Below are 11,166 nucleotides of genomic sequence, written 5' to 3'. Positions count from 1 at the left end.
GCCCCCAGGACGCCAGCCACGAGGTGTCCTGCTTGCCGTACACCTCGGCGGTGCCGGTCTTGGCGCCGATCAGCGTCTTGATCGGCGAGCCGTCGAAGGCGATCGCGCCGGAGACCGAGTGGCTGTCCTCGAAGTGCAGCGAGTCGGCGATGAAGCTCAGCACCTTCTTGTCGACCGGCACCTTGCGCACCACCTTGGGAGTGATGGTGCGCACGGTCTTGCCGGCCGCGTCCACCACGCCCCAGCCCAGCGTCGGGGCGAACAGCGTGCCGCCGTTGATCATGGCCGAGTACGCGGTCGCCAGCTGCAGCGGCGACATGGTGGTGTCGCCCTGGCCGATCGCGTTGTCGGCGTTGTTGCCGGCGAAGAATCGCCAGCCGTCGGTGCAGTTCTCCGACGCCAGCTGGGTCAGGTAGGCCCGGTCGGCGAGGTTGTCCACGTCCGGGTAGCCCTTCTTGGCGGCCGCGCAGTAGTCGGCCCTGTTCGCCTTCCAGCTGGCCATCCGGTTCGCCCGGCTGCCGATCGAGCCGCTGGCCTGCTCGTCGGCCGGCAGGTCGATGCCCGGCCGCTGCGCCACCCCGAACGCCCGGGCCATCGCCTGCAGCTGCTCCCGCGGCTTCTTGCCGTCCTCGACGCGGCGTTGGTCTGCCTGCCACTCCGCGACCGCGGGGGCGTAGAAGAACGTGTCGCAGGAGACCTGCAGCGCGAACCGCAGGTCGATCTCGCCGAAGCTCTCGGACTCGTAGTTGGTCTTGGTGCGCCCGTCGACGTCGAGCGAGCCGGGGCACGGGTAGTGGCCGTCCAGGGTGATCGCGCCGGTGGCGATGTTGTCGGCGGTGCTGATCAGCTTGAAGGTCGACCCGGGCGCGTACGCGCCGGCGATCGCCCGGCCGACCAGCGGGTCACCGGCCTTGGACGCGGTGAGCCGGGCGTAGTCGGTGACCGAGATCCCCCCGACGAACGCTGCCGGATCGTAGGTCGGGTAGCTGGCGGCGGCGATCACCCGGCCGGTGTGCGGATCCATCACCACCAGCGCCCCTGACGGCGCTGCCTTGCCCTTGGCGCGCGAGGCCGCGATCTGGCCGGCCAGCGACCTCTCCGCCAGCGCCTGGACGTCGGCGTCCAGGCTGGTCACCAGGGTGCTGCCCGGCTGGGGCGCGATCGTGGCGTCCTGGGCGACCGCCTCGCCCCGGGGATCGAGCTGCACCCGCTGCTCGCCGTTGACGCCGCGCAGCACCGAGTCGTAGGACTCCTCCAGCCCGCTGCGGCCGATCGTGTCGGCATCGACCAGCGCCTTGTTGGCCTTCTGGTCCTCCGGGCCGACCGCGCCGGTGTAGCCGAGCAGGTGGGCGGCCAGGCTGCCGCCGGGATAGTGCAGGACGGTCTGGGTGCTGATCTTCACACCGGGGAACTGCTCGGCGTGCTCGGACACCGCCAGGATCACCGACGGGTCCACCCCGGTCGCGACCGGAACCGGCTGGTAGGGCTGGCCGGTCCAGCACGGCGCGGGGACGTCCACCCCGCACGGGGTGATCTCGCGGCGCAGGTCGGCGGCCGTGGTGGAGAGCACCGGGGCCAGCCGCGCGAGCACCGCCGCGCCGTGATCGTCCTGCTGGTCCAGGGCCGAGCGGTCCACGGTGAGCACGTGGGTGCTCTGGTTGCCGACCAGCACCCGGCCCCGGGAGTCGAGGATCTCCCCGCGCGGCGCGGGCACCACGATCGCGCCGAGGTGGGTGATGCCCGCCGACTGCCGGGGCTTGTGCTGGTCCAGCATCTGGACGAACGACAGCCGGGCCAGCAGGGTCAGCAGCAGCGACGCGATCAGCAGCCGCAGCACCGACAGCCGGGTGCGGTGCAGGCCGGGGCGCAGGTCAGCCGAGCGCATACCTCAGACCCGTCCGGACGGCGCGGTGTCGATCAGGCGGGCCACCGGGCGTGGCGAGCGGATGCCCTGTGCCTGCAGCAGGGTCCGCACCAGCGGCGCCAGCAGCAGGCCCAGCAGCGCGTCGGTCAGCCCCACCGGGATCAGGTAGCGCGCCGCCAGCAGCGCGGTCGCCGCGTGCGAGCCCAGGATGGCCAGCACCAGGCCCACCACCCCGGAGGCGGCCGCGCCCAGCAGCGCCGCGAGCCCGGCGACGCCCCGGGCGCCATAGCCCCGCTGGGTGGCCAGCCCGCCCAGCATCCCCGCGACCAGCCCCGCCGCCAGCCAGCACAGCGCCTGGACGCCGGCCGGATGGTCCGAGCCCAGGTCGGCCAGCAGGCCGGTGGCGAAGCCGAACCCCATGCCGATCCCGGGGCCGGCGTAGATGCCGACCACGATCACCAGCAGCGCCGGCAGCGACACCGGCACCGGAAAGGTCAGCGGGCCGATCAGGGTCGCCTGCACCAGCAGGGCGGTGAGCACCCCGGCGACCGCCGAGGCGATCCGGGACGCGGTCACCGGTTGCTGCCCGGGGCCGGTTCCAGCGGCAGGCGTGCCGTGCCGCGTGGCTCCTGCAGGATGATGCCGACCAGATCCAGGCCGAACTGGCTGGCGGCCGGGCGCACCCGCGCCGACACCGTGCCGTCGGCGGCGGTGGACACCGAGGTCACCACCCCCACCGCGACGCCGGCCGCGTACGTGGTCTTGCCGGCGGGCCCGGTCACCAGCCGGTCCCCCACCCGGATGTCCACCCGGTCCTCCAGCGCGCGGGCGCTCAGCTGGCCGCTGCCGCCTCCGGTGGCCAGCAGCAACGCCCCCGAGCGGGTGTCGCGGACGCCCACCCCGGACGTCGGGTCCGCGGCCAGCAGCACCACCGAGGTGGTGCTGTGCACGGCCACCACCCGGCCGACCAGGCCCAAGCCATCGGTCACCGTCTGGCCGACCAGCACGTTCTCGCGGCTGCCGACGTCCACCGTGACGCTCCACTGGAAGCCGGCGCCCGGGCCGGTGGCGATCACCCGGGCCGGCATCAGCCGCCAGTCCGCGGTGTCGGCCTGCAGCTGCAGCGCCCGCAGCTGGCTGGCGGTGGCCGCATCGGCCGCCGAGGCGGCGAGCTGGCGCTGCAGCTCGGCGTTGCGCTGCTTGAGCTGCGCGATCTCGCGCCGGTTGCCGCCCACGTTCGGCACACCCTGGACGAAGCGGCGGGCCGGTCCCAGCACCGCGTCGGTGCCCCGGTAGAGCGAGCCCAGCGCCCCGGTGGCGCCGCCGCGAGCGCTGCCCAGCGAGCCGCCGGCGAAGTCCAGGCTGATGAACAGCAGCGCGATCACCGCGAGCACCACGGCGGCCAGTCGCTGGCGACGGGTGAGCCTACGCATGACGGGCCGCCGCTACCCGCGCCGGCTCAGCCGGTCGGCAGGATGTCCGGCGGGCTTTCCGGTGGGCTTTCCGGACGTGACGGCGGTGCTCATCAGCGGCAGTGCTCGACGGGGCCGGGCCTCAACGGCGGTGCCCGTCGACGACGACCTTGTGCAGCGACTCGAACTGCTCGACCACGGTGGCGGTGCCCAGCACCACCGAGTCCAGCGGGCGGTCGGCGACCAGCACCGGGATGCCGATCTCGTGCTGCAACCGGGCGTCCAGGCCGCGCAGCAGCGCCCCGCCGCCGGTCAGCACGATGCCCCGGCTGACCAGGTCGCCGGCCAGCTCCGGCGGGCAGCGGTCCAGGGTGGCGCGGACGGCGGCCACGATCCGGTTGATCGGCGCGCTCATGGCGTGACGCAACTCCTCGGCCGACACCGCCACGTTGCGCGGCAGCCCGGTCGCGACGTCGCGCCCCCGGATCTCCGCGCGCACCGGCCCGGCGATCGGGAACGCCGACCCGATCGAGATCTTGAGCTCCTCGGCGGTGCGCTCCCCGATCAGCATCGAGAACTCCGCCCGGATGTGATCGACGATCGCCCGGTCCAGGGCGTCGCCGGCCACCCGCAGGCTGGTGCTGGACACGATGCCGGCGAGGGCGATGATGGCAACCTCGGTGGTCCCGCCGCCGATGTCGATCACCATCGAGCCGGACGCCTGGCTGACCGGCAGGCCCGCGCCGATCGCGGCGGCCATCGGCTCGGAGATGATGTGCACCCGCCGGGCGCCCGCGGCGTAGACCGACTCGCTGACCGCGCGCTGCTCCACCGAGGTGATCCCGCTGGGCACGCACACCACCACCCGGGGGCCGGCGAAGGCCCGCCGGCCGATCACCTTGCGGACGAAGTAGCGCAGCATCTCGGCGGTGATGTCGTAGTCGGCGATCACGCCGTCCTGCATCGGCCGGACCGCCCGGATGTGGCCGGGGGTCCGGCCGATCATCCGCTTGGCCTCGGCGCCGATCGCGACCACCGCCTTGGTGGTGGTGTCGACCGCGACCACCGACGGCTCGTTCAGCATGATGCCGCGACCCCGCGCATAGACAAGGGTGTTCGCGGTTCCGAGGTCCACCGCAAGGTCACCGCCGAGCAGGTCGCCGCCCAGCAGCGACATCGGGGTGAATGCCATGGGAACCCTCGTTTGGTATGCGCCGCCGGATGAAACCGGTGTTACTGATGTGAATGAACATCACGATCGTAGGGGCGTGGCTGCGCTATCGGCCGTTGCGACTCGCCCGAGCACGTGACGGAAAGTAGCGGCTTGCCCCTCGCGCCCGATTTCCCCGACGGATACGGCTGATCACCTTCGCGGCCGGCGCCGGCCAATCCGCCCGGCGCGGCGAACAGGCCGCCGAACTAAGCGGTTTCCGCGCCGGGCAGGTCGGAGAACCAGAGCCCGATCTCGCGGGCGGCCGACTCGGTCGAGTCCGACCCGTGCACCAGGTTCTGCTGCACCTTCAACCCCCAGTCCCGGCCGAGGTCACCGCGGATGGTGCCGGGCAGCGCGACGGTGGGATCGGTGGCGCCGGCCAGCGCGCGGAAGCCCTCGATGACCCGGTGGCCCTCGGCCATCACGGCAACCACCGGCCCGGACGACATGAAGTCCACCAGCGGCTGGTAGAACGGCTTGCCGACGTGCTCGGCGTAGTGCTGGGCCAGCAGCTCGGCGTCGGCCATCCGCTGCCGCAGCGCCACGATCCGGTAGCCCTTGGCCTCGACCCGGGCCAGGATCACACCGGTCAGGTTGCGCGCCACCCCGTCCGGCTTGATGAGGATCAGGGTCCGCTCGACAGCCGCTTCAGTCACCGCGCCAGCCTATCGGGCCGCCGGCCGCTCACGTGACCAGCATCCGCCAGCCCCGGGGCGTCCCGAGCCAGGTGTGCCTGGTGCGCAACAGGTAGAGCCACAGCAGCACGAACATCACCACCACCACGGCCACCGCCGGGATCAGCAGGATGGTGGCTGCCAGCGCCAGCTGCAGGAACGAGCCCAGGGCGATCCCCCACCTCCGGCCGAGCAGGAACGCCGAGCCCACCAGCACCACTGCCAGCCCTACCAGCAGCAGCGTCTTGGTCGTCGACACGCCCTCCTCGGTCTGGGCGATGCCGCGCGGCACCAGCAGCACCACGAAGGCCTCCAGGCACAGCAGCACAGCCAGCCCACCCCGGGTGGCGCGGTTGGCCCGCTGCAGCCGCTGGGCCTCGCGCTCGTCGGCGTACAGCTCCTCGCGCTCGGCGGTGGAGGGCCCTTCGCGGCCGGCGGTGGACAGCCCTTCGCGCTCGGCGGTAGCGGGCCCTTCGCGACCGGCGGTGGACAGCTCCTCGCCCCCGGTGGTGGACAGCCCTTCGCGCTCGTCCGCGGCAGGCTGCGGCGGACGGGCGCCGTCCGGGCCCTCCGGCCGCTCCGCGGCGGGCCCGCTCATCCTCGCGCCTCGCCCAACAACGTGCGGGCCTCGCCCGCGGTCACCACCGATCCGGTCACCAATACCCCCGCTCCCACCAGCACTCCGCCAGCGCTCTCCTCGGCCAGCCGCACCGCGGTCTCCAGCGCATCGTCCAGCCGCGGCTCGACGGTGACCCGGTCGGCGCCGAAGATCTCCACCGCCACCGCCGCCAGCTCATCGGCCGGCACCGCCCGGCTGGAGGAGTTCTGCGCGATCACCACCTCGTCCAGCACCGGCTCGAGGATCTCCAACGCGGTCCGGACGTCCTTGCCCGCCAGCATCGCCACCACGCCGATCAGCTGCCGGAAGTCGAAGCCCTCCGACAGCGCCTGGACGGTGGCCCGCATGCCGGCCGGGTTGTGGCTGGCGTCCACCAGGACGGTGGGCGCCGACCGGACCGGCTCCAGCCGTCCGGGCGAGCGGACCGCGGCGAAGGCGGCGCGGACGATGTCGGCATCCAGCGGGCCGGTCCTGGCGCCGGCGCCGAAGAACGCCTCGACCGCGGCCAGCGCGCAGGCGGCGTTCTGGGCCTGGTACCCGCCGTGCAGCGGCAGGAACACGTCCTCGTAGATGCCGCCGAGGCCCTGGATCCTCAGCAGCTGCCCGCCGACTGCGAGGCTGCGGTCCAGCACCCCGAACTCCATGCCTTCGCGGGCCACCGCCGCGTCGACCTCGGTAGCCCGGCGGATCAGCTCGGCCGCGGCCTCGACGGGCTGGACCGCCAGGATGGCCGAGGCCCCGGTCGCGATGATCCCGGCCTTCTCCCGGGCGATCTCGGCGACCGTCTCGCCGAGCAGCTCGGTGTGGTCGAGGTCGATCGGGGTGATCACCGAGACCTCGGCATCGAGGACGTTGGTGGCGTCCCAGGCGCCGCCGAGCCCGACCTCGACCACCGCCACCTCCACCGGGGCGTCGGCGAAGATCGAGAACGCCAGGCCGGTGACGGCCTCGAAGAAGGTCATCTTGAGGTCGGAGCCGGCGTCGACCATCTCCAGGTACGGCTCGATCTCGGCGTAGGCGTCGGCGAACACGCCGTCGGACACCGGCTGGCCGTCGAGCACGATCCGCTCGGTGATGTCGGACAGGTGCGGGCTGGTGTAGCGGCCGGTGCGCAGGCCGAACCCGCGCAGCAGCTCATCGACCATCCGGGCGGTCGAGGTCTTGCCGTTGGTCCCGGTCAGGTGGATCGCCCGGTAGCTGCGCTGCGGCGAGCCGAGCACGTCCATCAACCGGTCGATCCGGTGCCGGGACGGCCCGATCTTGGACTCGCCCCACCGGGCCAGCAGCTGGGCCTCGACCTGCTGGCGGCGGGCGCGATCGCGTTGGGCGGCAGCGACGCCGGGCTGCCTGCTGGCTCGATCGGCTGTGGTCATGACTGCGGCAGCCGGGACAGCGCCTCGTCGATGCGGCGCAGGTCCGCGGCCGCCGCCTCGTTGCGAGCCCGGACCGAGTCGATGACCTCGGGCTTGGCCTTGGCCAGGAAGGCGTCGTTGGCCAGCTTGCGGCCGGTCTGCTCCAGCTCCTTGGCCGCCGCGGCCCGGTCGCGGTCCAGCCTGGCCCACTCGGCGGCGACGTCGACCGCGGTGGACAGGTCCAGCTCGACGGCAGCTCCGTCGCTCAGCTCCAGCTGCGCGGTCGCGGTGAAACCCTCGGCGGGCTCGGTCAGCCGCAGCAGCCTGCGGATCTGCTGCTCGTACCCGCCGAGGCCGGTGAACCGGGCCGGGATGCGCTGGGCCGGCTTGACGCCCTGCCCGCTCAGGAACTGCCGGAGCTGCACCACGCGAGCCTGCAGCAGCAGGATGTCGTCCTCGGCGGCCTTGTCCAACCGGGACTCCTCAGCCTGCGGCCAGGCGGCGATCACCAGCGACTCGCCGCCGGTCAGCGCCGTCCACAGCGACTCGGTGACATAGGGGGTCAGCGGGTGCAGCAACCGCAACAGGCCGTCAAGCACCTCGCCGAGCACCCGCCGGGTCACCGCGGCCGTGCTCTCGGTGCTTCCAGGGGCCAGCGACACCTTGGCCAGCTCCAGGTACCAGTCGCACACCTCATCCCAGGCGAAGTGGTAGAGCAGGTCGGCGATCTTGGCGAACTCGAAGTCGGCGTAGTAGCCGTCGACCTCGGCGATCACCCGGTTCAGCCGGGAGATGATCCAGGCGTCCGCGCCGGTCAGCCGCTGCGGCAGCTCGCCCTCGGTGCTGGCGCCGTTGAGCAGCGCGAACCGGGTGGCGTTCCACAGCTTGTTGCAGAAGTTGCGGGCCCCGCCGATGTTGTCCTCCGAGATCGGCACGTCCGCCCCGGGGTTGGCGCCCCGGGCGAAGGTGAACCGGAGGGCGTCGGTGCCGTAGGCGTCCATCCAGGCCAGCGGGTCGACCGAATTGCCTTTGGACTTCGACATCTTCTTGCCGAACTGGTCACGCACCATGCCGTGCAGCGCGATCGTGCGGAAGGGCACGGCGCCACTGGGGTCCGCCTCGCTGCTGTCGTCAGCCATGGCGTACAGGCCGAACATCATCATCCGGACCACCCAGAAGAACAGGATGTCGTAGCCGGTCACCAGCACCGAGGTCGGATAGAACTTCGCCAGGTCGGCGGTGCGCTCGGGCCAGCCCAGGGTGGAGAACGGCCACAGCCCGGCGGAGAACCAGGTGTCCAGGACGTCCGGGTCCTGCCGCCAGCCCGGCCCGGTAGGTGGCTGCTCGTCCGGGCCGAGGCAGCGCACCTCGCCGTCGGGGCCGTACCAGACCGGGATCCGGTGCCCCCACCAGAGCTGCCGGCTGATGCACCAGTCGTGCAGGTTGTCGGTCCAGGCGAAGTAGCGCGGCGCCATCTCCGGCGGGCTGATCCGGACCCGGCCGTCGCGCACCGCGTCGCCGGCCGCCTTGGCCAGCGGCTCCACCTTGACGAACCACTGCAGCGACAGCCGCGGCTCGATGGGCTCGCCGGAGCGCTCGGAATGGCCCACCGTGTGCAGGTACGGCCGGCGCTCGGCGACGATCCGGCCCTGCTCGCGCAGCCGCTCGCGCACCGCGACCCGGGCGGCGAACCGGTCCATGCCGTCGAACTCGGTGCCGGTGGCCTCGATCCGGCCCTCCTCGTCCATGATCGAGATCATCGCCAGGCCGTGCCGGCGGCCGATCTCGAAGTCGTTCGGGTCGTGCGCCGGGGTCACCTTCACCGCGCCGGTCCCGAACTCCGGATCCACGTGCTCGTCGGCAATGATCGGGATCAGCCGGCCGGTCAGCGGCAGCTCGACCAGGCTGCCGATCAGGTCGCGGTAGCGCGGATCGGCCGGGTGCACCGCCACCGCGGTGTCGCCCAGCATGGTCTCGACCCGGGTGGTGGCCACCACGATCGAGGGCCCGGAGCCGTCCACCGAGCCGTAGGTCATCGAGATCAGCTCGCCCTCGACCTCGCGATGGTCGACCTCGGCGTCCGAGAGCACCGAGCGCAGCGCCGGCGACCAGTTCACCAGCCGCTCGGCGCGGTAGATCAGGCCGTCCTCGTAGAGCCGCTTGAACATGGTCTGCACGGCCCGGCACAGACCCTCGTCCATGGTGAACCGCTCGCGGGACCAGTCGACGCTGTCGCCGAGCCGGCGCATCTGGCCCAGGATCGCGCCGCCGTGCTGCTCCTTCCACTGCCAGACCCGCTCGACGAAGGCGTCCCGGCCCAGCTCCCGGCGGTTGGTCCCCTCCGCGGCCAGCGCCCGTTCCACCAGGGCGTGCACGGCGATGCTGGCGTGGTCCATGCCGGGCAGCCAGAGCGTCTCGAAGCCCTGCATCCGGGCGCGGCGGGTGAGGGCGTCCATCAGGGTGTGCTCGAAGGCATGCCCGATGTGCAGGCTGCCGGTGACGTTGGGCGGTGGGATGACGATGGTGAACGGCGGCTTGCCCGACCCGGCGTCGGCGGTGAAGTAGCCGCGCTGCAGCCACCGCTCGTAGAGCGGCGCCTCCACCGAGGCCGGGACGTACTGGCTCGGCAGCTCGGCGCCACCGGCCGGCTGGGTCTGCGCGCCGGCGGGCAGGGGGACGGTGTCGGTCACCCTCCAATCCTACGGATGCCGACGAAGCGAGATTGCGGTGCCGGTCAGGCCGGCTCGGGCTGCTGGTTGCCGGCCGGGATCGGCACCACGCTGAAGGCCACCCGGACCTGTCGCGTCCCGGTCGGCGCGTCGGCCGCCGATCGCCGTGGCAACCGGGCCACCAGCTCGGAGATGCCCTCGCTGAGCTGCTTGGCCTCGTCATGGCTGAGCGAGAAGACGCCGCTGCTGATGACGGTGGAGTCATACCAGGCCGCTGCCGCTTCGTCCTGACCGGAGATCCAGCCCAGGATGTCGGCGCGCTGGCGATCGAGCTGCCGGGCAACCAGCACCGCCTCGCCCGCCGCCGATGCTCGCGGTTCGGCGGAGTCGACCATCAACCCCTCCCCGGCCGCCTCCCAGGGCCGTTCCCGGCCGTCGCCGGTCGCCTCGGACCGGCGGACGATCCCCCACTTCTCCAGGGCGCGAAGGTGGTAGCTCATCGCGCTGGCGCTGAGGCCGGCGATCTCACCGCATTCGGTGGCAGTCAGCTTGCGGCCGGCGAAGAGCTCGTCGATCACCGCGAGCCGGGCCGGATGGGCCAGCGCCTTGATCGCCCGGGGATCGCGCAGGATGACCAGGTCGAGCGGGCGGGCAGCGCTGTGCGCCTTGGCGGAGGACCGGGCGGCAGCCATCTGCCCAGGATAGGGGCGGTCAGGTCATTGACAGGTAAAGTGTGAAGCCTTAACTTCGAAGCATGTGTTTCACGTTCCTGCCGGCCGGGTTCCTGTGGCGGGTTCGGGACCTGCGCATCGCCGTGCTGGCGCGGGCCATCTCGCTGCTGGGCGACGAGCTGGCGCTGGTCGCGCTGGTGCTGCGCACCCAGGGCGAAGGCGACGGCGCCTGGCCGGTGGTGGCGCTGCTGCTGGCCGGCTGCCTCCCCTTGGTGCTGCTTGCCCCGCTGGTCGGCCGGCTGGTCGACCGGATCGACAGCCGGCGGCTGTTGGTGGTGTCGGGCTGCGGGCAGCTGGCGTGCTGCCTGGCGCTGGCCTGGTTGCCCAGCCAGCCGGTGATGCTGGCGTTGGTGGCGGCGATGGGCGCCGGTCAGGCGGTCAACTCGGCCACCTGGCAGGCGCTGCTGCCCAGTATCGCCGGTCTCGACCGGTTGCCGGCGGCGATCGGCATGTCCCAGGCCACCAGCACGGCGGCCGCCATCATGGCGCCGGTGATCGGGGGACTGCTGACCGGTCTGTACGGAGCACGGGTGCCGCTGCTGCTGGACGCGGTGAGCTTCGCCGCGGTCACCGTGGCCGCGCTGGCGATCCGGACCCGGCGCGGCAGCCCGGCCGGCCGGGCCAGCGACCCG

The 11,166-nt window shown here is 72.7% G+C and carries 10 protein-coding genes; 1 reads left to right on the top strand and 9 read right to left on the bottom strand.

From position 1 onward, the window contains the following. From VF612_RS04585 to VF612_RS04545, 9 genes are all read right to left on the bottom strand, one after another. Window positions 1-1,885, bottom strand: a 1,885-nt coding sequence (locus tag VF612_RS04585; RefSeq protein ID WP_408658667.1) for a penicillin-binding transpeptidase domain-containing protein, incomplete at its 3' end; no start/stop codon positions are given. 3 nt (window positions 1,886-1,888) lie between these two features. Continuing rightward, window positions 1,889-2,440 carry a hypothetical protein gene (locus VF612_RS04580; protein ID WP_408658666.1) on the bottom strand — a complete coding sequence of 184 codons (552 nt, stop codon included), beginning with the start codon at window positions 2,438-2,440 and terminating at the stop codon, window positions 1,889-1,891. Next, window positions 2,437-3,297, bottom strand: a complete 861-nt coding sequence (mreC, locus tag VF612_RS04575; RefSeq protein WP_408658665.1) for a rod shape-determining protein MreC — start codon at window positions 3,295-3,297, stop codon at window positions 2,437-2,439. The genes VF612_RS04580 and mreC overlap by 4 nt, the downstream gene beginning before the upstream one ends. 121 nt (window positions 3,298-3,418) lie before the next feature. After that, entirely contained in the window at window positions 3,419-4,468 is a 1,050-nt protein-coding gene (locus VF612_RS04570; RefSeq protein ID WP_408658664.1) for a rod shape-determining protein, read from the bottom strand. A gap of 227 nt (window positions 4,469-4,695) precedes the next feature. Continuing rightward, on the bottom strand, window positions 4,696-5,145 hold the full coding sequence (gene ndk, locus VF612_RS04565; RefSeq protein ID WP_408658663.1) for a nucleoside-diphosphate kinase: 450 nt from the start codon (window positions 5,143-5,145) through the stop codon (window positions 4,696-4,698). Between the two features lie 28 nt (window positions 5,146-5,173). Continuing rightward, window positions 5,174-5,761, bottom strand: coding sequence for a DUF4233 domain-containing protein (locus VF612_RS04560; RefSeq protein WP_408658662.1), 588 nt, complete (start codon window positions 5,759-5,761; stop codon window positions 5,174-5,176). Continuing rightward, window positions 5,758-7,155, bottom strand: coding sequence for a bifunctional folylpolyglutamate synthase/dihydrofolate synthase (locus VF612_RS04555; RefSeq protein ID WP_408658661.1), 1,398 nt, complete (start codon window positions 7,153-7,155; stop codon window positions 5,758-5,760). The genes VF612_RS04560 and VF612_RS04555 overlap by 4 nt, the downstream gene beginning before the upstream one ends. Further along, entirely contained in the window at window positions 7,152-9,806 is a 2,655-nt protein-coding gene (locus VF612_RS04550) for a valine--tRNA ligase (RefSeq protein WP_408658668.1), read from the bottom strand. Before VF612_RS04550 ends, VF612_RS04555 begins: the two co-directional genes overlap by 4 nt. Before the next feature lie 62 nt (window positions 9,807-9,868). Beyond that, window positions 9,869-10,495 carry an ArsR/SmtB family transcription factor gene (locus VF612_RS04545; protein WP_408658660.1) on the bottom strand — a complete coding sequence of 209 codons (627 nt, stop codon included), beginning with the start codon at window positions 10,493-10,495 and terminating at the stop codon, window positions 9,869-9,871. Window positions 10,496-10,557: 62 nt separating this feature from the next. Between VF612_RS04545 and VF612_RS04540 the strand changes: the two genes are divergently transcribed. After that, window positions 10,558-11,166, top strand: a 609-nt coding sequence (locus VF612_RS04540) for an MFS transporter (RefSeq protein WP_408658659.1), incomplete at its 3' end; no start/stop codon positions are given.

It is taken from the genome of Jatrophihabitans sp., assembly GCF_036388195.1.
GTDB lineage: Bacteria > Actinomycetota > Actinomycetes > Mycobacteriales > Jatrophihabitantaceae > Jatrophihabitans_A.
The sequence above is the reverse complement of the archived record's forward strand: the minus strand, read 5'-3'. Positions and strand labels throughout refer to the sequence as shown.